Below are 24,282 nucleotides of genomic sequence, written 5' to 3' on the forward strand. Positions count from 1 at the left end.
CTGGCGAGAAGAAGCCCAACAGGGAAAGTCACGGTGCGGAGCGGGGCGGGATGCACGCGATTAAAGCATCGACAGAGTCCACCTTAAATGTGGCGGGAATTTACTTTTCTGGGGGCGTCCTCAGCAAAGCCAATCGCTGTGCGCATCACCTCTCCTACACGACCGGCTCGCAACGCATCCACAGGTGTAGTGCCTAGCGGTGTCCAAGCTTGGTAGAAAAACGTGAACTGAGAAACTGGTCCAATTTCGGAAAGGACGTTGACAACGCGCTCAATATCCGCACGGTCAAGGCCTGGTTCTGCGTAGAAGGCCGGATAGTAAGATTCGCCGTTTGGCGCCATTAGTGCAAACACGCGACCGTGATGAAGTGCGCCGTTTAGCCAATCAACATCTACGCCAACAGCGTGGCAAAATTCGTCGGCAGTGAGCAACTCCTTGCTCTCAAGTCGGCGTTGGAACCGCGCCGACGCCTCACGGTAGGTATCCGCGAGTGAAGCATCGCCAGCTTCGATGGACTCTGGCGTTATCGCTACTGGCCTGGCAAGGTGTGTTTGCGCAAGTACGCGCTCGACAGCCAAGTCCTCCATCGCCGCGCGAGCAATTTCCTCGTCAGTTAGCATGTCACGTTCCCGTCCCGTCAGCCCAGCCGTCTGATTGAGCGTGTAGATGTTGTCACATTTGGAGCGCCGGCAATACCTTGGCAGCACCAGTCATGCTCCGGCCTTAACAAGCCTTAGCGCTTAGGTGCTTGTTCCATAGCTCGCTGCTGACATTGACGAAGTCGCGTATGTCGTTGATGGCACGCCACCTGTTCCACGTATACTCGGCATCGCTGTTGTGACCAGGGCGGCCTCGGAGATTGTAGACACGTCCGCTCGATGTCATGGCTCGCATTGTTTTGATATCAAAATTCTCTACGCACGAACTTACCCGGCCTTCACTATTTTCGATTGCCCGGCCTACGAGATGACGCTCGCCCCCAGGAAGCTCAAATATCGACCACGATTCTAGTGTCAGTTCTGGTTGTTCAGTAATGGCGGCCGTTGTCCAAATAGGCATCTAGTCCTCCTGTGTAGTAAGTGTCCTGAAATGCGCGGTTCGCGAACGCCTGGGCCAACGGGAGCCGTAAACGTCCAATTCGCTCGCCGTCTTGCAAAGAATTCGTTGCGATTTTGCCCTCCTGTCGAAGCCGTTGGCCAGTGTTTCTTATGTTGAACTCGGTTGCAGTCGGCTCACAAATTCGTCGTGAAAGATTGTGTTCAGGTCAGATTGCGTGTCCTCAGCAGAACACATATATCGGACTGTTTTCTGCACACGAAGTTCGGAGGAGGCGAGGAACCAAGCGAGCTTTTTTACTCGCGAAAAGCCGTATAGCTCGTGGGGTTGATTGCGCTCATCTTCCCGATGCCCTCGCTATTGGCAAGTCATACTTCGGCATTCGCTGCTACCGGAAATTCTGCGCGGTCTGACTACCCCTGCGTTTCGGTTCGACTTTGGTTTCGACCGAAGCACGTTTGCGAAGTAGACAGCAAGCGTACTAGTGTGTCGCTACACGCTAAATCGCAAACATCTGCTCGGCAACCACAATGAAAATCGAATCTCAGCAATCTCGCGTGTCCATGCTACAAGCCGAGCTCGCCGGGCTAACAGCACACATACGCCTCCCGCGGCTGGCTGCAAAGCTCGTGGAGGAACGTCGAAAGAGCCACTGGTTCGACGCCGAGGAAAAAATTGGTGACCTCCAACGGAATATGCGCACGCTGAGAGCTGCTCTCGTCGGTCTTCTCGCGGCTCTCTTCGTCTTCTGGGCCGGCGTTTTGTTGTCTGTGTTCGAATCTCCGTGTGCGTCTCAATCCTTGGAGTATGCCCTGGTTCTTGTGGCAGCTTGTGGCATCGCCATCGTCTGCTATCGGCTGCGGTGTATACGGTTTGACGTTTGGCTCAGGACGAACGCGGCACATTCCGGCGTGGCGTGCGAGTTGCTCGGTCTGGCACACTCAACTCCAGTCGTTAGACGTTATATTCAAATTGCTGCAGAGCTTTTTCACGAGCCTCGAGGATTGGATGTGCTCGTGGCCCGGCGGCTTCAGGAGCATGAGCGAAATTGTGGGGAAGTCCGTGCATGCAATGAGCGGGCTGCTGTGCTTGAATTTCAACGCTTAGGTTGGGGTGAAGACTAGTGAGCAGCTAATACGGGGTAGAATTCCAGACCGAAAAGATTGGAGTTTTGTTATGCCCGCGATAGGACAAGAAACAGGTTCAACGTTTCTGGAAGCAGATATCTTGAACCCTGTGATTTTTGCAAAAATGCGCGGCGAACAACTTCATGATGATGTTGATGCCAACGCATTGGTTGTCCCAGTGCGTAATAAGCTAAAGCCGCATTTCCGTGTTCTCGCAAAGTATCCGGAACGCAGCAGGACGGGGAAGGGCGAAAGCAACGAGACCCATACAAAAGCCATCGATTTTCTTCTGAGACGGCTGAAATCAAACACTAGGGTGGCCTTAACTACATACGTTTTTGGAGAGTCTATCGAAGTTCAGACTATCTACAAAACCCCCAAACCGACTGAAGAGGTACCCGGCTACCATTGGTGGAGCGAGGCTCGGATTCCTGTAGACAGTACGCATTACATCCAACCAGATATTTGCGGTCGTGGGAATGCAGACTTTATGCCTAACCGACGAGCTCCTGGAATAATCATCGAGGTTATACAGACTCACTATCCCGACGAGGCCACGTTCATTCATCTCCTGGCCCTGTCAAGGCGTAACTTTTTTGTGCTGTTCTACTTCGTGAGAATCGACGCTCGCGGAAGCAAGTTCAGCGGAGTCGACAGCGCTATTCCAGGGCTGCTACAAATTCGGAGCGCGTACTGGCTTGATAATGGCGTCTTCTTCAAGAATGGGGAGGCAATGCCAGGTAACGGAAAGCCCGAAGCTCAGTGGTACCGCGAAATTTGTGCGCTGTATTTTGACAAAGCGATGGCGAGCAAGAACCAAATCCCGCCCAAAGCTACGTCAAGCTGAACGCAGTGGGTTAAATGGACTTTTTCTATTTCGCATCCCCACTATCTCGCGGACCCAGTTCTCATACATCAATCGTATGTGTCCAATTTGGGAGCCCGCTGTTAGCCAAGTGGTCTACCAGATGCCTGTCACCAAAAAAACGAATCCGTCCGTTCTCGCTGTAGGCTAAGGCGCTCTGGTCCACTTTGAGCCCAGATGCCTGAGCCTTTGCCGTCAGCTGGGATAAGAGCTGCCTGTTAGCAGAGTCGCCTCGACTGTTGGACTTGGCGTCAAACAAGGCGAAATCTATGTGGCCTCCCGATGCCGCGCGCGCCCTGATGTGAGCAAGATTGATTTTCATGTTAGCTCCATTTCGTAAATGCGAACGAAAAGCCAGGCATGCCGCCTGGCTGGCGATTAACGCTTGGCTTTGTCTTTTGCTTGAGTTAGCGCCGATGCTGCGACGCTCCTTTGGGCAGGTGTGGACTTGGGGTTTGAAAGAATCTTGCTGGCCTTGCTAGCGACAGCGGATGAGGTGTTTTCATTACTCTTCTTCATTGTCATAAAACCTCCAAACGATTTCAAGGGTTGGCCCACATTTAGGAGAAAAATTCAAATTGCGACTAGATGTAGTGGTTTCATTCTACTCGGCTTTTGCGGTAACGCAAGAACATACTGGGTTTTCGTACAGTTTTTTCGGGGCGCTTCAATGCCACTCTCGCGAGCAGGGACCAGTTACCGACATCTTGTTGACACGCGAATCTGATTACCGACGTATTGTTGAAAACACGTGCTTTCGTGCAAAGTAGTTAATCGAACGATATTAATGTGAAATATGTGTGTCGCGTTTTCGGCCGGGGCGTTCAAGGGATTGGGGTTGTTTATATGCGCACGGTTTCTACACCGAGCGAAAAACTCGTATGGTTTCAGCGAGTTATATGTCAGTTACCGACGTGTGTGTGCGTGTCTGCAGAAGCCCAGTTACCGGCCAATTGCCAAAAAAAGCCCAGTTACCGACTTTGTGTTGGAGTTACCGACTTAAATGTCGAGTCACACCGGTGCGCACCTCGACCTTGTGGCTGTCCGCCAGCACCGCCTACTTCGCGCGCAACAGCGATCAAATGGAGGCGTTGTGGAACTGGTGGGGCGAGAACTCGACGCGCAAGCTGGTCGAGTTGCTCAAGAATTACCCGCCGCCGAAGTGAACCCGCCCGCCGGCGGACGGCGGCTTTAATCCTGCCGCCAATCAACTATAATAATCGCAACACTGCGCAGGCGCCACGCTCACGACGGTGTCCCATCCCCTTGAATAACCTGATGAAAACGGCCCTTCGTTGAAGATCGCGATCGATTTCGCGCGTCGCATAGCGACCTTTGCCCCGACCTGGCCGCGCCGCGTGCTGGTGTCGGGTGCGCTCGTGCTGTCGCAGGCGGCCGTCGCCGCTGTGCCGGCGCTGGTCAATTACGCCCATACCGCCTGGAATGGACATCGCGGCGCGCCCGCCGACGTGCTGCAGTTCACGCAAACCCTGGACGGCTGGCTGTGGATCAGTTCGCCCAACGGGCTGTTCCGCTTCGACGGGGTCGATTTCGAGCGCATGGACCGCGTGCAAGGCCACCCCGTACACACCAACAACACGCTCGGATTGCTGACCACGCGCGACGGCCGACTGTGGGTGGGCGGGCGCTTCGGCGGCATCAGCGTGTTCGGGGCCAATGGCGCGCGCCTGTACACCGAGGCGGACGGCTTGCCGCCGGGCGCGATCTTCACCATGACGGAAGGGCCCGACGGCAGCGTGTGGGCCGCGACCAGGACCGGCCTGGCGCATCTGGCGCCCGGCGCGACGCGTTTTCGCCGGATCGGCGCACCGGAGGGACTGCCGGAAAAACACGCCCGGCAAGTCTTGTATGGCCGCGACGGCCGCCAGTGGGTCTCGGTCGAGGGCGGGATTTACTACCGCGATCCGGGCCAGACGCGCTACCGGCGCGCCTGGCCGCATATCGACCTGATGGCGATGGCCGAGGCGCCGGACGGCACCTTGTGGGGCTCGGACGGCGTCGACAAGCACTACCGCGTGTTGTCCGCGCCGCCGCCGGGCAAGCCGGCGCCGCGCGCGGAACTGGGCGGCAACGGCGCGCTGTTCGACCGCGACGGCAATATGTGGATACTGAAGGTGAACGCGCTCGAACGCCGCCAGGCCCCTTACGTTGGCAAGGGCGCCGACGCGCGCCAGATGACCCGGGCCAACGGCATGAGCGGCCCGCTGCCGCAAACGGCGTTCGAGGACCGCGAGGGCAATCTGTGGATCGGCACCTCCGCCGGGCTGGACCGCTTGCGGCGCACCCGCTTGCGCGCCGTGCCGGTGGCCACCGCGTTCGACCGCCCCGGCGTGATCGCCGACAAGGGGGGCAGTGTCATCATCGGCGACTGGCGCCATCCGCCGCGCCGCTACGACGCCGCCGGTCCCCGCGAGCAGGTGGGGCGGTTCTGGCTCAGCGGCGCCTATCGCGCCCCCGACGGTGGCCTGTGGCTGGCCAACGACGTCGAACGCTGGCACCGCGACGCCTCCGGGGTGCTCACGCGGCTGCCGTATCCGGCGCATCTGGCCGGCCACGACGCCCAGGCGATGACGATCGACGCCCGGGGCCGCATGTGGATCTCGCTGTCGCGCCAGGGCTTGTTCAGCATCGACGGCGGGACCTGGCGCAAGGACGACGGCCTGTCCGGCCTGCCGGGCGAGCTGGCGCTGGCGCTGGCGACCGACGGTGGCGGACGCGTATGGGCAAGCTACCTGCAGAACCGGATCGCGGTGATCGACGGCCAACGGACGCGGGTGTTCGGCGCGGCGGACGGCCTCCGGCTGGGCAATGTTCAATCGCTGCTGGTGGACGGCGCGCGCGTCTGGGCCGGCGGCCAGAACGGGCTGGCGTGGTACGACGGCCAGCGCTGGCATGGCGCGACGCCGGCCGGCGGGCGCCAATTGCGCGGCATCTCAGGCATGGTGCGCACCGCCGACGGCGAGCTGTGGCTGTACGGTTCCGAGGGCATCAGCCGCGTCGCCGCCGGCGATGTCGCGCGCCTGCTGCGCGAGCCGGACTGGCCGCTGCCTTACGAGCGCTTCGACGCGCTCGACGGCCTGGTCGGCGGCGCCGAGCAGTTGCGCCCCTTGCCGTCGATGGCGCAAGGCAGCGACGGCCGGCTGTGGTTCGCCACCGCCAGCGAGGTGGCCAGCCTCGATCCCGCCGCCATCGCGCGCAATCCGCTGGCGCCGCCGGTGCAGGTGCTGTCGTTGCGCTCGGGCGACCTGAGTTATCCCGTCACCCCGTCCCTGCATGATGTGCGGCTGCCGACCGGACGGCGCGACCTGCGCATCGCCTACACGGCGCTGGCGCTGGCGCTGCCCGAGCGGGTGCGCTTCCGCTACAAGCTTGAAGGCTACGATACGGACTGGCAGGAAGCCGGCATGCGCCGCGAAGCGGTCTACACCAACCTCGGCCCGGGCGGCTACCGCTTCCGCGTGATCGCCGCCAACGAGGATGGCGTGTGGAACGAGACCGGCGCGACGCTGGCGCTGACGTTGCCGCCGCGCTTCGTCGAGACCGACTGGTTCAAGGTGCTGATGGTGCTGCTGGCGGCGCTGTTGCTGGGCGGCTTGTACCGGCTGCGCGTGCGGCATCTGACCGCGCGAATGCGCGACCGCATGCAGCAGCGCCTGGCCGAGCGCGAGCGCATCGCGCGCGGCCTGCACGACACCGTGCTGCAAAGCGTGCAGGGCTTGATCATGCTGTTCCACCAGCAGGCGCGCAGCCTGCCGATCAGCGCCGAGGAGCGCGGCAAGCTCGAACAAACCCTGGACCTGGCCGACGCATTAATGGCCGAAGGGCGCGACTGTATCGCCGACCTGCGCACCGCCGGCGAACGCGGCGAGCTGGGCCAGGTGCTGGCGCAATATGGCCACGTGCTGCTGCAGCAGCGTTTCAGCGCGACCATCCACGGCACGCCGCGCGCGCTCTGTCCACGGCTGCGCGACGAGGTGCAGGCGATTGCGCGCGAAGCCTTGTTCAACGCGTCGCGCCACGCCCAGGCCAACAAGGTGCAGCTGGTCGTCGACTACCGTGCCGACGGCCTGTCGGTGCTGGTGCGCGACGATGGTTGCGGCATGTCGGAGGCCATGTCGTGCGGAACGGGCCGGCCCCAACACTACGGCATCGTCGGCATGGGCGAGCGCGCCAGGAGTGTCGGCGCGCGCTACAAGCTGGTCTCGGCGCCGGGCGAGGGCACCGTCATGCACCTGGACATCCCGGCCGAATACGCTTACGCCGGCGGCCGCTCGGCGGCCCTGTTCGCCCGCTTGCGGCAGCGCCGCCGCCCCCAGGCGAAGGCCGCTTAGCGGGGGCTAGCTCGAAAGAGCTAGCGCCTTCGCGCTCTTCGTGGCGATGGCGGCGGCGACGCGCCACGGTACGCTATGGCTTGCATGTTCATCGTGCCCCCATTGATACCGAAGAGAGGAAAGCATGACCAACCACACCAATCCCGACCAGCGCCGCCGCAATGTGCTGATGAGCGCAGCCACCGCCGCCGCCGCCGCCGGCACCGCCGCCGCCGGCGTCTCGCTCAACGCCTCGGCCGCCACGCCATCGACACCGCAGACCCGCAAAGTCTCGACGCTGACCACCCGCGATGGCGTCGAGCTGTACTACAAGGATTGGGGGCCGAAGAATGGCCAGCCGGTCGTCTTCAGCCACGGTTGGCCGCTCAATTCGGACAGCTGGGAATCGCAAATGATCTTCCTGGCCGACCGCGGCTACCGCTGCATCGCGCACGACCGCCGTGGCCACGGCCGCTCGAGCCAGCCTTGGGACGGCAACGACATGGACCACTACGCCGACGACCTGGCCCAGGTGATCGAGGCGCTGGACCTGAAGAACGCGGTGCTGGTGGGCTTTTCCACCGGCGGCGGCGAGGTGGCGCGCTACGTCGGCCGCCACGGCACCAAACGCGTCGCCGGCCTGGCGCTGGTGTCGGCGGTGCCGCCGCTGATGCTCAAGAAGGCCGATTATCCGGGCGGCCTGCCGATCGAAGTGTTCGACGGCATCCGCGCCGGCTCGACCGCCAACCGCGCCCAGCTGTATATCGACATCGCCTCGGGCCCGTTCTTCGGCTTCAACCGTCCGGGCGCCAAGGTATCGCAAGGGTTGATCAATTCGTGGACGGCGCAGGGCATGCAGGCCGGCCACAAGAACACCTACGACTCGATCAAGGCGTTCTCGGAGACCGACTTCCGTGACGACCTGAAAAAGTTCGACAAGCCGACCCTGATCATCCACGGCGACGACGACCAGATCGTGCCGATCGACGCCTCCGGCAAAGCCGCCGCCGCGATCGTCAAGCACGCCAAGCTGCTGGTGTATCCGGGCGCGCCGCACGGCCTGACCGATACCCACAAGGACCGCGTCAACAACGACCTGCTGGCCTTCATCAAGGGCTAAGCCGGCGGGCCGGCGCGCGCCGTTAGAGGGAGATGATGCCGCGCTTGACCGCGATGGCGACCGCGTGGGTGCGGTCGTGCGCGTCGAGCTTGGCGAGGATGGTGCGGATATGGGCTTTGACGGTGTCCTCGGCGATGCCGAGGTGCACGCCGATTTGCTTGTTGCCGTTGCCGGCCGCCGCGCTCGACAGCACCGCCATCTCCCGCTCGCTCAGGTTCGGCTGGCCCAGCCGTTCGACCAGGGTGCGCGCCACGTCGGCCGGGATCCAGCGGTGGCCGGCATGCACCGCGCGGATCGCGTCGATCAAGTCCTTGCGCAGGCTGTGTTTCATCAGGAAGCCGGCCGCGCCCAGTTCGAGCGCGCGGCGCATCTGGTGGTCGCCGCTCAGCGTGGTCAGCATGATCACGCGGGCGTGGCCGTTGCGCTGCCGCAGCGCTTCAAGCGCCTGCAGGCCGTCCAGCCCGGGCATGGCGATGTCCATGATGGTCAGGTCCGGCCGCAAGGCTTCGAACGTCTCCACCACGCGGGCGCCGTCGTCGAGTTCGCCCACCACCTGCAAATCGGGCTGGTTGGCGATGGTGTCGGCCAGTCCCGCCAGGATCATCGGATGGTCGTCGACGAGGAGGATGCGGACTGGCTTGCTGCTTGGTTCGGTACTGCTCGACACGTGTACTCCGTGGGTTGGCGGATGGGCTGCGCGCAGTGTAATACAAGTACAAGCACAGCGGCAATCGACAACCAGTCGTTGCTCCGCCCAATATAACCAGAAGTAACTCTCGGCATCACGCCGTTCACTCACCAAGGAAACATGATGAAATCAATCGCTAAAATCGCTGTTGCGGCCGCCTCGTTGGCGGTGTTCTGCCTGCAAGCCCAGGCGCAATCGCCGGCCGCCGCCCACGACCACGTGTCGGCCGCGCCGCTGGGCGCTCCCAAGTTCGACGCCAAGGGCATCGCCCGCACCGAAACCGTGCGCAGCCAGTTCGACAGCACGCGCGAGGCGATCCAGGTGCGCGTCGATTTCGCCAAGGGCGCGTCGTTCCCGAAACACTCCCACCCGGGTGTGGAGATCGCCTACGTGCTGACCGGCGCCATCGAATATGAACTGGAAGGCAAGGTCGTTCGCCTCAAGGCCGGCGAGTCGATCTACATCCCTGCCGGCGCGGTGCACTCGGCGAAGAACATCGACACCGGCACCACGTCGGAATTGGCCACCTATCTGGTGGAAAAGAACAAGCCGATCGTCATTCTCGACAAGTAAGATCGTTGGGGCTGGAGTGCCGGCGGAACTTTCATGGTGAAATGCTAAGAAGTGGCGGAAAGTAGTAGAATCGCGCCAATTTCCACTGACCGCGAGAGCCCCTTGATCGACAGCCCACCGGTGCGCGCCCTGCGCGCCGCCTTGTACCGCAGCATGGAACGCCCCGAGCATGGCGACCAGGACCTGCAAGGCTGGCGCAATCGGCTGCTGAACGGCTTGTGCGCCGCCGCCTTCTGGCTTGGCCTGCTGGCCCTGGTGCCCAGCATGTGGGCGGCGGCGCAGCAAGGCCGCTTGCCGCTGGTGGCGACCGACATCGTCGCGCTCACCGGCGTCGGTTGGCTGAATTATCGGCGGGATATCGCCTATCAGGTGCGGGCCGGCGCACTGCTGGGCATCGTTTATCTGATCGCCGTGGTGCTGCTGTTTTCCCTCGGACCGCTGTCGCAGATCTATTTGATGGCGGTGCCGGTGCTGTGCACGGTTCTGGTGGGCAGCAGGGCCGCCCTGCTGGCGCTCGCGTGGTGCGGCGCCACCCTTTTTCTGGCCGGCTACTGCGGCGGGATAGAACCAGGCTTGGCCGTCGTGAAGGTCGGCCCGCTGGCGCACTGGCTCATCCTGAGCATCAATTTCCTGCTGGTCGCCTCCGTGCTGACGGTATCGTGCACCTATTTGCTGCACGGGCTGGACGGCGCCCTGGCGCGCCAGCGCGTCATCCATACCCGCAGCCACGACAACGAAATCCGCTACCGGCAAGTGTTGGAGGCGCAGATCGCCACCCTGCACGCGCGCGAGGCCGACCTGCGCGCCTCGCAGGCGAGCCAGGCCGAATCGCTGGCGGCGCAGCGGGCGGCCGAAGTGTCGAACCAGCTCAAGAGCGATTTCCTGGCGATGATCAGCCACGAGGTGCGCACGCCGCTGGGCGGCGTCATCGGCATGCTGCGGTCCGCCATGAAGGACGCGGGCGTGGCGCCCAACACCCGCGACAAGCTGCGCCTGAGCCTGAGCAACGCCGAGGTGCTGCTGCAAATCATCAACGACATCCTCGACTTCTCGCGCCTGGAGGCCGGCAAGATGCCGCTGGAGGTGCTGGACTTCGACCTCGCCGGCCTGCTCCACGACGTGGTGGGCCTGCTGGCCGAGCGCGCCGAGGCCAAGGGCGTGTCGCTCATCGCCGAGTTCGCTCCCGGAATGCCCGCCTGGTGGCGTGGCGATCCGACGCGGCTGCGGCAGGTGGTGGTGAACCTGGTCGGCAACGGCGTCAAGTTCACCGAGCGCGGCGAAGTGCGCGTGAGCGTGGCGGAGGACGGCGATCAAGGCATCGTCCTGACCGTGCGCGACACCGGCATCGGTATCGAAGCCGAAGCGCTCGGCCGGCTGTTCCAGAAGTTCGAGCAGGCCGACGCCGCCACGTCGCGCAAATACGGCGGCGCCGGATTGGGCCTGGCCATCTGCAAGAACATCGTCGGCTCCATGGGCGGACGCATCGACGCGAGCAGCGAACCCGGCGTCGGCAGTGTGTTCCGCGTACATCTGCCGCTGGAGCGCGGCGTGCCGGTGGCCGCGCTCGTGGAGGAGGCGCGCCGCCCGCACGCCGCCCGCCTGGCCGTGCTGTGCGCCGAGGACGGCAGCACCAATCAGGTGATCTTGACGGAACTGGTGAGCAACATGGGCCACACCCTCACCATCGTCGAGGACGGTTTGGCGGCGCTGGAGGAATTGGCCGCGCGCGACTACGACCTGGTGATCATGGACGGCCGCATGCCGCGCATGGACGGCAGGGCCGCCTTGCAGCGCCTGCGCGCCGGACTGGACGGCGTGCGCGACGCCGCCGTGCCGGTGATCGCGCTAACGGCCAACGCGACGGCGGAGGAGCGGCAACGCTTCCTGGCGGCCGGCGCCAGCGGCTTCCTCGCCAAGCCGATCGATGAAATCGCTTTGCACACGGAGATCGCCCGCCAGCTGGAAAAGTTGCTGGCGAACGGCAGGCCTTTGATCGGCGAGCAGCGCGCCATGGCGGCGGGCGCGCCGGCGTTGAGTGAGTTGGACGATATGTTTGGCGTGGCGGAGTTGCCGGCCGCCGGGGCGCGTTCGGCGGAGGTGGATGCCAAGTTGCAGCGCGCCATGCGCTCGGCGTTTATGATCGAAGGGCCGCGGCTGTTGACGGCTGCGTGGCAGGGGTTGGACGAGGGCGATGGTGCCGCGGTTGCGCTGGCCGTGCACAGCCTGATGGGCGGGGCCGCGTTTCTCGGCGCGGATGAGTTGCGTGCGCGCTGCGCCCGTATCGAGCAACTGGCCGATGCCGGCGAACTGGACGCGGTGAGGCCGCAGCTGGCGACGCTTACGCTGGAGCTGGCCGAGACGTTGGCGGAAATTGACTGACCTTCCTGTTGACGAAAGGCCCGCCGGCGACGTGTCGCCGGCGGGCCTTTTTAATTGCTACCTGTTAGAAGCAGCAGGCGAGCATCTTCACGCAGCAGTCCAGACTGACGCAGCAGTCCATGGCGGTTGCCGCATAGGCGCCAGCCGAAGCCAGAAGGATGGCCGTCACGGCGCTTGCTTTGACGATGATTGATTTCATGGTGTTTCCTATTAGCTGGAAGTTGAGTTGGTCGTGACATCACTTCGGTGTGCTAATCAGGCGGACACCAGACATCTTTCGCTGGTGCCGGAGACATGGTCGGGGCAGGGCAGTAGGCTGGCAGACGCGTCAGCGTTGGCGCGGGCAGCGCGATACCTGCGGCGATGGCGGGCATCGCCGCAGGCAGACAATCCATCGCCACGCATTGCGTCACTGGGCAATCGGCGCTCTTGCAGCACATGCGAGCGGGCGCCGCCGCCAGCACGGAGCTGTGCAGCACGAAGACCAGCGCGATGATCATGGCAAGAAATTGTCGCATCTGTCGATTGTAGCAAGAATGTTGGGCGCGGGGCCGGAGTTGAGCCGGATAAAGCGCACAGGCATCCAGCACAGCAGTGTAGCGATGCTGGCGGGTCATCAGTAGCCCAGCCCAAGCTCCTGCGCTTGATCTACCAATTGCTGAGCAATTGATGATGGCAGCCGTTTTCCCCTGGTGTCGGAACGTCAGTGCTTAACCGAGAGTCTAGTCCTAAACGAAATAGATGCAACCAGCCTCGCCCGGCGGGGCTTGCAAGAGCAAAAAGGGGCACAAGCTCGACGCTTGCGACGCTCCGATATGCCTGCTAATTCTGATGCCGCCCGTCAGTTTCTAACTAGCCACCTATGGCAGGAACGAAACGTGTGTCCCCTTTGATCCGACGCAAGCGTGGTTTGTCACCCAGCATGGTATTTGACATGCGCCAATCGGTCGGTCGGTCGAGCGGGCAGAATCATTCAGCGCCACTCTACGGGAGGAAACCATGGCAATCGACGTGTATCTTCATATTGACGGGATCAAGGGTGAGTCGACCGACTCGATGCACACTGGCTGGATCGAATGCACGACGGTCCAATGGGGCATGTCGCAACCGAAGAGCGCGACATCATCAACGGGCGGCGGCCACACCGCCGAACGTGCTGAGCTGGACGACATCACCATTCATAAACTGGCCGACCTCTCGTCGCCTATCTTGATGCAAACCTGCGTAATGGGCAAAACCCTTGCTCGTGCGAAGCTTGAATTCCTGCGCGCGGACGGCCAAGGCGAACGCGTCAGGTATTTCGAAATCGAGTTGGAGAACGTGCTGATCGGCGCTGTCACTCCGGTGGTCCACGAGGGGAACATTCTCAGCGAAACGGTCGGCCTGAAGTTTTCGAAGGTGAAGTGGAAGTACACCCAACAGAAGGTCGGCGGCGGGGCAGGTGGTAATACGGCCGGCGGATGGGACTTATCTGCTAACCGAGTCGTGTGAGAGCAATCATGAATGAGCCGCCTGTCAAGGACGCACGAGGCTTTTTTAAGCTGCCGCAGGGCCCGGAGCACGGTGGCCATGGATACTACACGTACGGCACCCCAGCGCGTGGGGCCGGCCAGTTTGCTCATCCCAAGCTACTTTCGATGCTTAACTTGGTTGAGCATCGTTGGCAGGGCATGGACAACCGTAAAATCGGGATCGGAAACATTAGCCTTGCTGACGGAGTCAAGTTCCGCCCGCACGAGGGCCACGTCAGCGGCTTGGATGTGGACATTCGACTGATTCGCAAGGACGGCCTGCAGTTGCCAATTAGCTGGAATGAGCGCCAGTACGACCGCGAAGCTACCGAAATGCTTATCTGTCTTTTCTTCGAGTCAAATCTGGTGAAGGTTATTTACTTCAACGATCCCAAGATACCTCGGGTACAGCCACGCATCTACCATGACAACCACTTCCATGTGACGATCTTAGAATAGGAGTGTGACGTGAAGACCTTAGCGCTCGTAGCAACGCTGATTGTCACCGCCGCCGCACTTGCGCACGGTGTACAACCATGGGAATGGATCACTCGGCCGGCCGAGGTCCAGTATGTGATCTACGGCGGCGGTCTTGGGGACACATACGCACCGGCTCCCAAAGATGTTCACGTCGCCTTCTATGTGCGTGGCCGCGCTGCGAAGGAGATGTTTGATGTGATGGGCCCCGACAAAAAGAGCGAGTGCGGTATCGAAAGAGGCGGTAGGGTGCGTGAAAAAGAAAACGTGGCCTGTCGATATCGCCCTTCGGACGCATACGAGTGCGACTTTGGCTTCGATCTTACCTCCGGCAAGAGCATTGGTGGTTCAATTTGCTGACCTCGACGCACACACTTTCGTGAGCGCAGCATACGAATTTCAGATAACGTCAATTTATCTGAAATTCAGATAATCCGTTTTTATCCGAATGACGGATAAATATTGGTCGCACACCCGACGCAGAAAACAAAAAGCCCAGCCGGTAAGGGCTGGGCTAAGTGCTTGATATTTCTGGTGCCGACTGCCGGTTTCGAACTGGCCACCTGATGATTACAAATCAACTGCTCTACCAAATGAGCTAAGTCGGCGAAACTTGTACGGGGCAAATTATACGCTATTTAATCCGCGTCAGGGTGGGGCGCCCGCCCTTTTTGGGTGGGTCGTTGTCGTCCTGCGGGGCGCTTGCCGCCTCGTTTTTGCCCTCCGGCGCGGGCGTCGGCACGGCTGCCAGCGACGGTCCCGGCACGCTGGTTTGCTCGGCCTGCGGCGGCGCATCGGTCCCGCCGGCTTGCGGCTCGAACGCCATGCCCTGGCCGTTTTCGTTGGCGTAGATGGCCATGACGTTGTTGACCGGGACGTAGATTTCGCGCGAGACGCCGCCGAAGCGGGCGTGGAAGCGGATGCTGTCGTTGTCCATCTTCAGCCCCGAGGTGGCGCCGAAACTGATGTTGAGGACGATTTCGCCTTTTTTGACGTATTCCATCGGTACGGTGGTCGAGGCGTCGACCTTGACGGCCAGGTAGGGCGTGTAGCCGCTGTCGGTGCACCACTCATAAATGGCGCGCAGCATGTAGGGCTTGGTAGAAATTTCGGACATGGTATTCCAGACTACGGTAAAACACGGCACGCCCCCGGTTCAACACGGTGGGCGCGCCGATAATTTCAACTAAACATCGGCGTTTCCGCGATCGAACCGATCAGCGGCGCATGACCTTTTCCGACGGCGTCAGCGCTTCGATGTAGGCCGGACGCGAGAAGATGCGCTCGGCGTACTTCATCAGCGGGGCGGCGGTCTTCGACAGTTCGATGCCGTAGTGGTCCAGACGCCACAGCAGCGGCGCGACGGCCACGTCAAGCATCGAGAATTCGTCGCCGAGCATGTACTTGTTCTTCAGGAACAGCGGCGCCAGGGTGGTCAGGCGGTCGCGGATTTCCGCGCGCGCCTTGTCGTGGCTCTTGTCGTTGCCCTTGGCGCGTTCGCTTTCGAGCACGTGCACGTGGACGAACAGTTCCTTTTCGAAATTGAACAGCATCAGGCGCGCGCGCGCGCGCATCAGCGGGTCGGCCGGCATCAGCTGCGGATGCGGGAAGCGCTCGTCGATGTATTCGTTGATGATATTCGATTCGTACAGAATCAATTCACGCTCGACCAGAATCGGCACCTGACCATACGGATTCATGGTCGAGATATCTTCCGGCTTGTTGAACAAGTCGACGTCGCGCACTTCAAAGTCCATGCCTTTTTCGAACAGGACCAGACGGCAGCGCTGCGAAAATGGGCAGGTTGTACCCGAGTAGAGAACCATCATTTTTTGTAGTTCCTTAAAAACTAAGGGGGTGAACCCGCGAACGGATCACCCCGGATCGATCGCCCGCCAACGGCGGACATCGCAAAACAAGCGCCGGGCCAGCCGGCGCTCTCGATTATTTAACTTCTTTCCAGAACGACGCGTTCAGGCGCCATGCCAGCAAGACGAACAGGGACATGAACAATACCACCGCCACGCCCAATTTTTTGCGGGTCTGCGCCGCAGGCTCCGCCATCCACTCCATGTAACCGACCAGGTCGGCCACGGCGGTGTCGAATTCTAACTTGTTCATGCTGCCGGCCTTGACCTGCTCGAAGCCGGCGAACTGCTGCACCATCTTGCCGTGCTCGTGCGGATCTTCCACCTCGACCGTCTTGATCTTCTGGATGCCCTGCAACTCCCACAGCACGTGCGGCATGGCCACGTTTTCCAGCACCCGGTTGTTCCAGCCGGTCGGACGGGTGTCGTCCTTGTAGAAATTACGCAGGTAAGTATACAGATAGTCGCCGCCGGTGCCGGCGCCGGACGATTTCGCCCGCGAAATGACCGACAGGTCCGGCGGCACCACGCCGAACCAGACCTTGGCATCCTTCGGACGCATATTGGTGGTCATCATCTCGCCGACCTTTTCGCCGGTGAACAGCAGGTTCGATTTGATCTGCTCTTCGCTCAGGCCCAGGTCCTTGAGGCGGTTGTAGCGCATAGCCGAGGCGTTGTGGCAGTTCAGGCAATAGTTGACGAACAGTTTGGCGCCATGTTGCAAGGCGGCCATGTTGTTCGACCGGTCCGGCGCCTTGTCGAGCGCGACGCCGCCTTCGTTGGCGAACGCCAGGGCCGGCAGCAGGGCCAGCGCGGCGAGCAGTTTCTTTGCAAAATTCATGTCATGTCCTTTATCGACTTTAGCCAAGGGTCAGTGCGCGTGGAAGACGACGCGGTCGGGCACTTTTTTGAACGTGCCCATCGCGCTCCACCATGGCATGAACAGGAAGAAGCTAAAGTACAGCAGGGTGCACACTTGCGACACCAGGGTGCGGGCGTCGGTCGGCGCCAGGGTACCGAGGTAGCCCAGGGTCAGGAACGACAGGAAGAACACGGCGTACACATACTTGTGCCAGGTCGGACGGTAGCGGATCGATTTGACCGGCGACTTGTCCAGCCACGGCATGAAGGCCAGGATCACGACCGAGCCGCCGAAGAACACCACGCCCCAGAACTTGGCGTCGAGGATCTGCGGCAGCATGCCGATGATGGCGACCAGCGCGATGACGGCGATGGCGATTTTCACCAGGCGCGGCAGCTGGGACTTGAGCCAGACGAACACCACGTAGGCGGCCACGAAGAACATCAGCACCCACATGAAGTCGGCGGTGGTGGCGCGCAACACCGAGTAGAACGCGGTGAAGTACCAGGTCGGGGCGATGTGCAGCGGGGTCTTGAGCGAGTCGCCCGGCAGGAAGTTGTTGTACTCGAGGAAGTAGCCGCCCATTTCCGGCGCGAAGAACACGACGGTGCTGAAGATCAGCAGGAAGATCGAGACGCCGAACAGGTCGTGCACCGTGTAGTAAGGGTGCGACGGGATCGAGTCGACCGGGTGGCCGTCCGGGCCCAGGTTCTCTTTGACTTCGATGCCGTCCGGGTTGCTCGAGCCGACTTCGTGCAGCGCGATCAAGTGCGCGGCCACCAGGCCCAGCAGCACCAGCGGAATGGCGATCACGTGGAAGGCGAAGAAGCGGTTCAGGGTGGCGTCGGAGACGACGTAGTCGCCGCGGATCCACAGCGACAGGTCCGGTCCGATCAGCGGGATGGCGCCGAACAGGTTGACGATCACCTGGGCGCCCCAGTACGACATCTGGCCCCAAGGCAGCAGGTAGCCGAAGAAGGCCTCGGCCATCAGGCACAGGAAGATGGCGAAGCCGAACAGCCAGATCAGTTCACGTGGCTTGCGGTACGAGCCGTACAGCAGGCCGCGCGTCATGTGCAGGTAGATGATGATGAAGAAGGCGGAGGCGCCGGTCGAGTGCATGTAGCGCACCAGCCAGCCCCACGGCACTTCGCGCATGATGTATTCGACCGAGCCGAAGGCCAGGTTGGCGTCCGGCTTGTAGTGCATGGTCAGGAAGATGCCGGTGACGATCTGCAGCACCAGCACCAGCATGGCCAGCGAGCCGAAGATATACCAGAAGTTGAAGTTTTTCGGGGCGTAGTATTTGCCCCATTGGTCGTTCCACAGCTTGGTCAGGGGGAAGCGGTCGTCGACCCAGCCTAGTGCTTTTTGTGCCACCGGCGCGTTCGCCGGCAGTTTTGTCTCTTTGAAAGCCGCCATGATTTACGCCTCGCCTTTCTCGTCTTTGCCAATGACCAGCTTGTTGTCGCTCAAGAACATGTAGCGCGGAACCTGCAGATTGTCCGGCGCCGGCTTGTTTTTAAAGACGCGGCCGGCCATGTCGAAGGTCGAGCCGTGGCATGGGCACAGGAAGCCGCCCTCCCAGTCGTCCGGCAGCGATGGCTGCGGACCGGGGGCGAACTTGGACGAGGGCGAACAGCCGAGGTGGGTACAGATGCCGACGGCGACGAGGATGTCGGGCTTGCGCGAGCGCCATTCGTTGCGGGCGTACTCGGGCGTGAATTCTTCGGGATTGCGTTTGGACTCGGCGTCGGCGACCTTGCCGTCGGTCTTTTTCAGCGACGCCACCATTTCCGGCGTGCGCTTGATGATCCAGACCGGCTTGCCGCGCCATTCGACCGTTGTCATTTCACCGGGATTGAGCGCCGAGATGTCCACCTCGACCGGCGCGCCGGCGGCTTTCGCCCGTTCCGACGGCTGGAAGGTGCTCACCAGCGCCCCCGCGGTTGCCAGACCCACTACACCACCCGCCGCGCCTGTTGCGACGAGCAAACCGCGACGGCCGGAATCGACCTGCTTTTCGTTACTCATACAAACCCCAATCAGTCAAAGTGCGAACAAAATCTGGAAACCGCGAACAATCCTGAAAACGAAAACTTGATGAAGCACGAATGTAGCTTCTAGCAACCTTAAATTATAAGGTAACCGTGTAGCGAATTAAAGCAAAAACGTTGCCTCAATCCCAATTTGGGCGATTTCCGCACCGTTTTGAGCTTGATTTTTGGCGGACTCTGCCCTATGAGGGCGACCGGACGTTTCGCTAATTGATATAGGTCAAACTTATAACGTAAATCGCTGTCCAAATGCGTGAACCGCAAGCGTGTTTGGAATCTAATTGAAAAAATAGTATGATCCACACGCAGTTTTGTTCACAAAAGACCACATGTCGAGGATATAAAAATGGCAATGATGCAAGAATTTAAAGAATTCGCGATGAAGGGCAATGTGGTCGACCTCGCCGTCGGGGTGATCATCGGCGGCGCGTTCGGCAAGATCGTCGATTCGCTGGTGACCGACATCATCATGCCGCCGATCAGCAAGCTGTTCGGTGGGCTGGACTTCGCCAACTATTACATCGGCCTGAACGGCCAAGCGGCCGGCCTGAGCCTGGCCGAAGCCAAGAAGCTGGGCGCCGTGTTCGCCTACGGTAACTTCGCCACGATCCTGCTCAACTTCATCATCCTGGCCTTCGTCATCTTCCAGATGGTGCGCTTGATGAACCGCGCGCGCAGCCTGCGCGAGCATCCGGTGGTGACGCCGCCGCCGGCGCCGCCCGCCGAGGACATCGTGTTGCTGCGCGAAATCCGCGACGCGCTGAAGAAATAATCTGGAACAACCAAGGACGCCGTCCGCCGGGCGGCAGATGCAAGTTATGCGACGACTCTGGTTATTGTTTGCGCAAACGGTGACCGTCGTTTTGGCGCTGTACTTTGTCTATGTGGCCGTGGCGCCGCAGGGCGCCGCGCCGGTGCGCCTGCAGCAGATGGGCAGCCCGGAGCGGCCGGCCGTGATGCTGGAGGCCGGACCGGGCAAGGCGCCGGCGTCTGCCGTCGGCTCCTACCGGGCGGCCGCCGGGCGCGCGATGCCGGCCGTGGTCAACATCATCACCAGCAAAAAGCCCAAGCACCGCAAGCATCCGCTGCTGCGCGACCCCTTCTTTAAAAAATTCTTCGGCGACCGGGATGGCGAGGGCGACGACGACGAGGCCAGCCTCGGCTCGGGCGTCATCGTCTCGGCTGAAGGTTATATCCTGACCAACAACCACGTGGTCGAGGCCGCCGACGAGATCGAGGTCGTGCTGGCCGACGGCCGCAAGGCCGCCGCCAAGGTGGTCGGCACCGATCCGGAGACCGATCTGGCGGTCATCAAGATCGCGCTCGACAAGCTGCCGGTGATCGTGCTGGGGCAGCCCGAGCAGTCGCAGGTCGGGGATGTGGTGCTGGCCATCGGCAATCCGTTCGGCGTCGGCCAGACGGTGACGATGGGCATCATCTCCGCGCTGGGGCGCAACAACCTGCACATCAACCACTTCGAGAACTTCATCCAGACCGACGCCGCGATCAACTTCGGCAACTCGGGCGGGGCGCTGGTCGACGTCACCGGCAACCTGCTGGGCATCAACTCGGCGATCTATTCGCAAAGCGGCGGCTCGGTCGGCATCGGCTTCGCCATTCCGGTCTCGACCGCCAAGACGGTGATGGAGGCGATCATCAAGTCCGGCCACGTGGTGCGCGGCTGGATCGGCGTGGAAACGCAGGAAATCACGCCGGAGATGGCCAGCAGCTTCGGCCTCAAGCGCCAGAGCGGCGCCATCATCGCCGGCGTGGTGCGCCACGGTCCGGCCGACAAGGGCGGCATCAAGCCCGGCGACATCCTGTTGACGGTCGACGGCAAGCCGGTCACCGACACCAACGGCATGCTCAATCTCATCGCGCAACTGATTCCGGGCGAAAAAGCTAAAATGACGATCTTGCGCAAGAGTCGCGAAACGACGGTCGACGTCACCGTCGGCAAACGTCCGGCCAGCGCCAAAATAAAGTAAACCCGAACCCATGCATTTACGCGACCTGACGCAATTCCTCAAAGAACTGGCTGACAACAACAACCGTCCGTGGTTCATCATGAACAAGCCGCGCTACGACATTCTGCGCGAAGAATTCCTGCAAGTGGTCACGGAGATGATCGCCGGGGTCGGCAAGTTCGATCCGGCGGTCAAGTTCAGCAATCCGAAGAAGGCGATGTTCCGCATCAACCGCGACGTGCGCTTCGCGCATGACAAGAGCCCGTACAAGACGCGCTTCTCGGCGGCGGTGGCGCCGAACGACATGCGCCGTCCGAGCCAGACCGGCGGGCCGACGTACTACATGCAGATCGACGGGCACGGCAGGTTGCTGTTCGGCGCCGGCGAGTACATGCCGCCGGCGGGCCGCTTGAAGGCCTTGCGCCAGCATATGGTCGATGACGCGGCCGGCTTCAAGAAAGTACTGAAGAACAAAAAGCTGCGCCTGACGTTTGGGGATATCCGCGACGAGGGCAAATTGATGCGGCCGCCGAAGGGCTTCGACGCCGATCACGAGCACATCGAGTACATCAAGCTCAAGAGTTTCTTCGTGTGGACCGAGATCGATGTGCCGATGAACAAGCCGGAACTGCTGGTGCCGTTGATCGTCAACGGCCTGAAGGATGCGTTCCCGCTGGTGCAGTGGATGCGCGAAGCAAAAGAAGAAGAGCTACCCGAGGAATAAGCACTCCGGGGTCAGGTCCACCATTTCTACACGATCTGAACCGTGCGACCGTCGCCAAGCCCCCAAGCGCCGAGGCCGTGTAGAAATGGTGGACCTGACCCCGGAGTTGCTTTTGGTCAGCGTTTGACTTTTCAGCGTTTGACTTTTTCATCGCGCGGATCGCGCGACAGCAATTTCGTGACCATCGCTTGCGGCTGGTCGCCGTCGAACAGCACGCCGGCCACCGCGTTGGTGATCGGCATGTCGACGCCCATCCTGGCCGCCAACTCGCGCACCGCCTTCGAGCACGGCACGCCTTCGGCTACGTGCCCCAGCTCCTGCACGATGGTTTCCAGCGCCTTGCCCTGCGCCAGCCCCAGTCCGACGCGCCGGTTGCGCGACAGATCGCCGGTGCAGGTCAGTATCAAATCGCCCATGCCGGTGAGGCCCATGAACGTTTCGATCTGCCCGCCCAGGGCGGTGCCCAGGCGCGTGATTTCAGCCAGCCCGCGCGTGATCAGCGCCGCGCGCGCATTCAACCCCAGTCCCAACCCGTCGGCCACGCCGGTGGCGATCGCCAGCACGTTCTTGACCGCGCCGCCGACTTCCACGCCGACCAGATCTTCGCTGGAATACACGCGGATATTGCCGCCGTGGACAGCCGTCACCACGCATTCGCGCAGCGCCGCCGAGCTCGACGCGATCGTCAGCGCGCACGGCAATCCGCGCGCCACTTCCTGCGCGAACGACGGCCCCGACAAAGCACCGCCGGCCACGCCGTCGCCCAGCACTTCACGCACGATTTGATGCGGCAGCAGGCCGGTTTCATATTCGAAGCCCTTGCACAGCCACACCACATGCGACACCCCGTGCGGCTTGAGCTGCTCCAGCAGCGGACGCAAGCCCGCCACCGGGCAGGCGGCGATCAACAGGCCGTCGCTGCCGGCAGCGTGCGCCAGCGCCGCGTCGAAGCCGGTTTCAACCTGCAAACGCTCGGGGAAGGGATGGCCGGGTAGGTAGTCGGTATTGTCGCGGGCCTCGCCCATGGCGTGCAGCGAGGCGCTGTTGCGGCCCCACAGCAGCACGTCGTGGCGCTGGGCCAGCGCGATGGCGACGGCGGTGCCCCAGGCGCCCGCGCCGAGCACGGTCACCTTGCGCACGCCCGGCGTCGCTTGTTTGTTTTGATTATCTGGCATGGGACCCGCGCTGTTGTTCAGATACGGGAATTATATGCCCCAGATCTCGGCATTCTTGACGTAACCGATCAGGCCGTCGCGATGACGCACCTTGATCCAGCCGCCAGCGGCCACTTCGGTCACTTCCAGCAACACGCCCTTGTCGGCGGTGAAGACGGGGGCGGCGGCGTCATCCGGCGTGGCGCGCACCTTCAAATTGGCGGTACGGGTAATGACGTTGCGCTTGGCGGTCAGCCCCTTGGCCTCGGTCCAGGCCATTTCGCCGTTGACGTCGCGCACCTTGAGCCATTCGCCATAGGCCAGCACCACTTCAAGCGGGGCGCCGCGCGGCACGACAAACAGTTTGCCGCCCTTGGTCGACGGCGCGTCGTACAGCACCACGGGCGCTGCGCCTACCGTTTTGAAGTCGAACGCGTGGCTGCTCGCGGCGGCCAGCATCAGGCCCAAACCTGCGATCAAACGGGGAAATGTCATGGCTTACCTTGCTGATGGAGGACAGCGCGCGGGGCGCGGCTAGTCGGGCGAAACAGCCGCCGGACGAGCGCCCGGCGACGTTGCTACAGTATAACTCTAAGCGGAGTGCTGCGCTTATTAGTGCGTGGTGGTGCTGTCGACGGCTGGCGCTGCGGCGGCGGCATCGGCCACGGCTTGCAGGCGCTGCTGGTAGAACACTTCGAAGTTGATCTCTGCCAGGTGCACTGGTGGGAAACCGGCACGGGTGATCACGTCGGCGATGTTGGCGCGCAGGTAAGGGTAGACGATGTTCGGGCAACCGATGCCCAGCAGCGGATCGAGTTGATCGGCAGGGATGTTACGGGCTTCGAAGATGCCGGCTTGCTTGCCTTCAACCAGGAAAGCGACTTTGTCTTTGACTTTGGCGGTCACGGTGATGGTGACGGTCGATTCGAAGATGCCGTCGGCCAGTGGCTCGGCGCCCACGTCCAGCGCGACTTCGATGGTCGGGGCTTCCTGTTCCAGGAAGATAGCTGGGGAATTCGGTTGCTCCAGCGACATGTCTTTCAGGTAGACGCGTTGGATTTGGAATACTGGTTGCAGGTTTTCTTCAGACATGGAACGCTTTCGTTATAGTGAAAACGAGCGGCACGCGCCGCTCAGATGATGTTGGCTTGGGATGGCCGAATAAAAGCTCAAATCAAACGCGAGGGCAATTGTATCAAAACCACTATCGATGCAAAGGATTTCCGCCCGCTCGTTGTATTTGGCGTCAGTTAGCCATTTAACAAGGGCGTCAGACCGCCGGCTTGATCGAGCGCATATAAATCGTCGAAACCGCCGACATGCTTGTCGCCGATGTAGATTTGCGGCACGGTGCGGCGGCCGGTCTTTTGCATCATCAGCATCCGCTGCTCCGGGTCGAGGTCGACGCGGATTTTCTTAAGCTCGGTCACGCCCTTCGATTCGAGCAGGCGCTCGGCGCGGGTGCAGTACGGGCATACGGCGGTGGTGTACATGATCACTTCGGTCGTCATGATGCTTCCTTC

25 protein-coding genes and 1 tRNA gene are annotated in these 24,282 nt (G+C 61.7%); 12 read left to right on the plus strand and 14 right to left on the minus strand.

Annotation, left to right across the window (positions count from 1 at the left end; genetic code table 11):
- Positions 1 to 83: 83 nt before the first annotated feature.
- Positions 84 to 620 (minus strand): hypothetical protein, encoded by a 537-nt coding sequence (locus NHH73_02900; GenBank protein USX27267.1) that lies wholly within the window; start codon positions 618 to 620, stop codon positions 84 to 86.
- A 1,612-nt stretch (positions 621 to 2,232) separates the two neighbouring features.
- Between NHH73_02900 and NHH73_02905 the strand changes: the two genes are divergently transcribed.
- The gene (locus NHH73_02905) at positions 2,233 to 3,030 is read left to right on the plus strand and encodes a hypothetical protein (protein ID USX27268.1); all 798 of its coding nucleotides are present in this window, start codon (positions 2,233 to 2,235) and stop codon (positions 3,028 to 3,030) included.
- Positions 3,031 to 3,091: 61 nt separating this feature from the next.
- On the opposite strand, the gene NHH73_02910 is transcribed toward NHH73_02905, so the two are convergent.
- Positions 3,092 to 3,370: a hypothetical protein gene (locus NHH73_02910; GenBank protein USX27269.1), complete on the minus strand. Its 279-nt coding sequence runs from the start codon at positions 3,368 to 3,370 to the stop codon at positions 3,092 to 3,094.
- A gap of 697 nt (positions 3,371 to 4,067) precedes the next feature.
- Between NHH73_02910 and NHH73_02915 the strand changes: the two genes are divergently transcribed.
- The 3 genes from NHH73_02915 to NHH73_02925 all read left to right on the plus strand — a co-directional run bounded on the left by NHH73_02915 (position 4,068) and on the right by NHH73_02925 (position 8,499).
- Positions 4,068 to 4,214, plus strand: a complete 147-nt coding sequence (locus NHH73_02915; protein ID USX27270.1) for a hypothetical protein — start codon at positions 4,068 to 4,070, stop codon at positions 4,212 to 4,214.
- Between the two features lie 129 nt (positions 4,215 to 4,343).
- The gene (locus tag NHH73_02920) at positions 4,344 to 7,400 is read left to right on the plus strand and encodes a histidine kinase (protein USX27271.1); all 3,057 of its coding nucleotides are present in this window, start codon (positions 4,344 to 4,346) and stop codon (positions 7,398 to 7,400) included.
- Positions 7,401 to 7,524: 124 nt separating this feature from the next.
- Positions 7,525 to 8,499: an alpha/beta hydrolase gene (locus tag NHH73_02925; GenBank protein USX27272.1), complete on the plus strand. Its 975-nt coding sequence runs from the start codon at positions 7,525 to 7,527 to the stop codon at positions 8,497 to 8,499.
- A 22-nt stretch (positions 8,500 to 8,521) separates the two neighbouring features.
- On the opposite strand, the gene NHH73_02930 is transcribed toward NHH73_02925, so the two are convergent.
- Positions 8,522 to 9,166 (minus strand): response regulator transcription factor, encoded by a 645-nt coding sequence (locus tag NHH73_02930; GenBank protein ID USX27273.1) that lies wholly within the window; start codon positions 9,164 to 9,166, stop codon positions 8,522 to 8,524.
- 144 nt (positions 9,167 to 9,310) lie between these two features.
- On the opposite strand from NHH73_02930, the gene NHH73_02935 reads away from it, so the two are divergent.
- Complete coding sequence (locus NHH73_02935; protein ID USX27274.1) at positions 9,311 to 9,760, plus strand: cupin domain-containing protein; 450 nt, start codon at positions 9,311 to 9,313, stop codon at positions 9,758 to 9,760.
- Between the two features lie 102 nt (positions 9,761 to 9,862).
- Positions 9,863 to 12,139 carry an ATP-binding protein gene (locus NHH73_02940; GenBank protein ID USX27275.1) on the plus strand — a complete coding sequence of 759 codons (2,277 nt, stop codon included), beginning with the start codon at positions 9,863 to 9,865 and terminating at the stop codon, positions 12,137 to 12,139.
- Between the two features lie 251 nt (positions 12,140 to 12,390).
- Here NHH73_02940 and NHH73_02945 read toward each other — a convergent pair whose 3' ends face one another.
- Positions 12,391 to 12,657 carry a hypothetical protein gene (locus NHH73_02945; protein ID USX27276.1) on the minus strand — a complete coding sequence of 89 codons (267 nt, stop codon included), beginning with the start codon at positions 12,655 to 12,657 and terminating at the stop codon, positions 12,391 to 12,393.
- 481 nt (positions 12,658 to 13,138) lie between these two features.
- On the opposite strand from NHH73_02945, the gene NHH73_02950 reads away from it, so the two are divergent.
- From NHH73_02950 to NHH73_02960, 3 genes are read left to right on the plus strand one after another with little or no spacing between them, the layout of a single operon-like run.
- Positions 13,139 to 13,630: a type VI secretion system tube protein Hcp gene (locus tag NHH73_02950; GenBank protein ID USX27277.1), complete on the plus strand. Its 492-nt coding sequence runs from the start codon at positions 13,139 to 13,141 to the stop codon at positions 13,628 to 13,630.
- An 8-nt stretch (positions 13,631 to 13,638) separates the two neighbouring features.
- Positions 13,639 to 14,109 carry a penicillin-insensitive murein endopeptidase gene (locus NHH73_02955; protein USX27278.1) on the plus strand — a complete coding sequence of 157 codons (471 nt, stop codon included), beginning with the start codon at positions 13,639 to 13,641 and terminating at the stop codon, positions 14,107 to 14,109.
- Positions 14,110 to 14,118: 9 nt separating this feature from the next.
- On the plus strand, positions 14,119 to 14,487 hold the full coding sequence (locus NHH73_02960; protein USX27279.1) for a hypothetical protein: 369 nt from the start codon (positions 14,119 to 14,121) through the stop codon (positions 14,485 to 14,487).
- Between the two features lie 172 nt (positions 14,488 to 14,659).
- Here the strand turns inward: NHH73_02960 and NHH73_02965 are convergent.
- From NHH73_02965 to petA, 6 genes are all read right to left on the minus strand, one after another.
- Positions 14,660 to 14,735 (minus strand) — tRNA-Thr (locus NHH73_02965).
- Between the two features lie 26 nt (positions 14,736 to 14,761).
- Positions 14,762 to 15,244, minus strand: a complete 483-nt coding sequence (locus NHH73_02970) for a ClpXP protease specificity-enhancing factor (GenBank protein USX27280.1) — start codon at positions 15,242 to 15,244, stop codon at positions 14,762 to 14,764.
- A gap of 100 nt (positions 15,245 to 15,344) precedes the next feature.
- The gene (locus NHH73_02975) at positions 15,345 to 15,956 is read right to left on the minus strand and encodes a glutathione S-transferase N-terminal domain-containing protein (protein ID USX27281.1); all 612 of its coding nucleotides are present in this window, start codon (positions 15,954 to 15,956) and stop codon (positions 15,345 to 15,347) included.
- A gap of 115 nt (positions 15,957 to 16,071) precedes the next feature.
- Positions 16,072 to 16,836: a cytochrome c1 gene (locus NHH73_02980; GenBank protein ID USX27282.1), complete on the minus strand. Its 765-nt coding sequence runs from the start codon at positions 16,834 to 16,836 to the stop codon at positions 16,072 to 16,074.
- Positions 16,837 to 16,866: 30 nt separating this feature from the next.
- On the minus strand, positions 16,867 to 18,279 hold the full coding sequence (locus tag NHH73_02985) for a cytochrome bc complex cytochrome b subunit (GenBank protein ID USX27283.1): 1,413 nt from the start codon (positions 18,277 to 18,279) through the stop codon (positions 16,867 to 16,869).
- Positions 18,280 to 18,282: 3 nt separating this feature from the next.
- Positions 18,283 to 18,891 (minus strand): ubiquinol-cytochrome c reductase iron-sulfur subunit, encoded by a 609-nt coding sequence (gene petA / locus NHH73_02990; protein USX27284.1) that lies wholly within the window; start codon positions 18,889 to 18,891, stop codon positions 18,283 to 18,285.
- Between the two features lie 369 nt (positions 18,892 to 19,260).
- On the opposite strand from petA, the gene mscL reads away from it, so the two are divergent.
- The 3 genes from mscL to NHH73_03005 are packed head-to-tail and all read left to right on the plus strand — an operon-like array spanning position 19,261 to position 21,605.
- Positions 19,261 to 19,686 (plus strand): large conductance mechanosensitive channel protein MscL, encoded by a 426-nt coding sequence (mscL, locus tag NHH73_02995; protein USX27285.1) that lies wholly within the window; start codon positions 19,261 to 19,263, stop codon positions 19,684 to 19,686.
- Between the two features lie 46 nt (positions 19,687 to 19,732).
- Entirely contained in the window at positions 19,733 to 20,902 is a 1,170-nt protein-coding gene (locus NHH73_03000) for a Do family serine endopeptidase (GenBank protein ID USX27286.1), read from the plus strand.
- A gap of 10 nt (positions 20,903 to 20,912) precedes the next feature.
- Positions 20,913 to 21,605, plus strand: coding sequence for a DUF2461 domain-containing protein (locus NHH73_03005; GenBank protein USX27287.1), 693 nt, complete (start codon positions 20,913 to 20,915; stop codon positions 21,603 to 21,605).
- 131 nt (positions 21,606 to 21,736) lie between these two features.
- Here the strand turns inward: NHH73_03005 and NHH73_03010 are convergent, their stop codons facing one another.
- The 4 genes from NHH73_03010 to grxC all read right to left on the minus strand — a co-directional run bounded on the left by NHH73_03010 (position 21,737) and on the right by grxC (position 24,270).
- Entirely contained in the window at positions 21,737 to 22,780 is a 1,044-nt protein-coding gene (locus NHH73_03010) for an NAD(P)-dependent glycerol-3-phosphate dehydrogenase (protein ID USX27288.1), read from the minus strand.
- A gap of 30 nt (positions 22,781 to 22,810) precedes the next feature.
- Positions 22,811 to 23,254, minus strand: a complete 444-nt coding sequence (locus tag NHH73_03015; GenBank protein ID USX27289.1) for an SH3 domain-containing protein — start codon at positions 23,252 to 23,254, stop codon at positions 22,811 to 22,813.
- Positions 23,255 to 23,371: 117 nt separating this feature from the next.
- The gene (secB, locus tag NHH73_03020; protein ID USX27290.1) at positions 23,372 to 23,851 is read right to left on the minus strand and encodes a protein-export chaperone SecB; all 480 of its coding nucleotides are present in this window, start codon (positions 23,849 to 23,851) and stop codon (positions 23,372 to 23,374) included.
- Positions 23,852 to 24,009: 158 nt separating this feature from the next.
- The gene (gene grxC, locus NHH73_03025; GenBank protein USX27291.1) at positions 24,010 to 24,270 is read right to left on the minus strand and encodes a glutaredoxin 3; all 261 of its coding nucleotides are present in this window, start codon (positions 24,268 to 24,270) and stop codon (positions 24,010 to 24,012) included.
- Positions 24,271 to 24,282 lie beyond the last annotated feature (12 nt).

The sequence above is a fragment of the Oxalobacteraceae bacterium OTU3CINTB1 genome, from assembly GCA_024123955.1.
Taxonomy (GTDB): domain Bacteria; phylum Pseudomonadota; class Gammaproteobacteria; order Burkholderiales; family Burkholderiaceae_D; genus Rugamonas.

Bases quoted from the DNA above. Each gene is read 5' to 3' on its own strand.
- NHH73_02900 (USX27267.1), bottom strand. From the start codon at position 620: ATGCTAACTGACGAGGAAATTGCTCGCGCGGCGATGGAGGACTTGGCT.
- NHH73_02905 (USX27268.1), top strand. From the start codon at position 2,233: ATGCCCGCGATAGGACAAGAAACAGGTTCAACGTTTCTGGAAGCAGAT.
- NHH73_02910 (USX27269.1), bottom strand. From the start codon at position 3,370: ATGAAAATCAATCTTGCTCACATCAGGGCGCGCGCGGCATCGGGAGGC.
- NHH73_02925 (USX27272.1), top strand. From the start codon at position 7,525: ATGACCAACCACACCAATCCCGACCAGCGCCGCCGCAATGTGCTGATG.
- NHH73_02935 (USX27274.1), top strand. From the start codon at position 9,311: ATGAAATCAATCGCTAAAATCGCTGTTGCGGCCGCCTCGTTGGCGGTG.
- NHH73_02945 (USX27276.1), bottom strand. From the start codon at position 12,657: ATGCGACAATTTCTTGCCATGATCATCGCGCTGGTCTTCGTGCTGCAC.
- NHH73_02950 (USX27277.1), top strand. From the start codon at position 13,139: ATGGCAATCGACGTGTATCTTCATATTGACGGGATCAAGGGTGAGTCG.
- NHH73_02955 (USX27278.1), top strand. From the start codon at position 13,639: ATGAATGAGCCGCCTGTCAAGGACGCACGAGGCTTTTTTAAGCTGCCG.
- NHH73_02970 (USX27280.1), bottom strand. From the start codon at position 15,244: ATGTCCGAAATTTCTACCAAGCCCTACATGCTGCGCGCCATTTATGAG.
- NHH73_02975 (USX27281.1), bottom strand. From the start codon at position 15,956: ATGATGGTTCTCTACTCGGGTACAACCTGCCCATTTTCGCAGCGCTGC.
- NHH73_02980 (USX27282.1), bottom strand. From the start codon at position 16,836: ATGAATTTTGCAAAGAAACTGCTCGCCGCGCTGGCCCTGCTGCCGGCC.
- NHH73_02985 (USX27283.1), bottom strand. From the start codon at position 18,279: ATGGCGGCTTTCAAAGAGACAAAACTGCCGGCGAACGCGCCGGTGGCA.
- petA (USX27284.1), bottom strand. From the start codon at position 18,891: ATGAGTAACGAAAAGCAGGTCGATTCCGGCCGTCGCGGTTTGCTCGTC.
- mscL (USX27285.1), top strand. From the start codon at position 19,261: ATGGCAATGATGCAAGAATTTAAAGAATTCGCGATGAAGGGCAATGTG.
- NHH73_03000 (USX27286.1), top strand. From the start codon at position 19,733: ATGCGACGACTCTGGTTATTGTTTGCGCAAACGGTGACCGTCGTTTTG.
- NHH73_03005 (USX27287.1), top strand. From the start codon at position 20,913: ATGCATTTACGCGACCTGACGCAATTCCTCAAAGAACTGGCTGACAAC.
- NHH73_03010 (USX27288.1), bottom strand. From the start codon at position 22,780: ATGCCAGATAATCAAAACAAACAAGCGACGCCGGGCGTGCGCAAGGTG.
- NHH73_03015 (USX27289.1), bottom strand. From the start codon at position 23,254: ATGACATTTCCCCGTTTGATCGCAGGTTTGGGCCTGATGCTGGCCGCC.
- secB (USX27290.1), bottom strand. From the start codon at position 23,851: ATGTCTGAAGAAAACCTGCAACCAGTATTCCAAATCCAACGCGTCTAC.
- grxC (USX27291.1), bottom strand. From the start codon at position 24,270: ATGACGACCGAAGTGATCATGTACACCACCGCCGTATGCCCGTACTGC.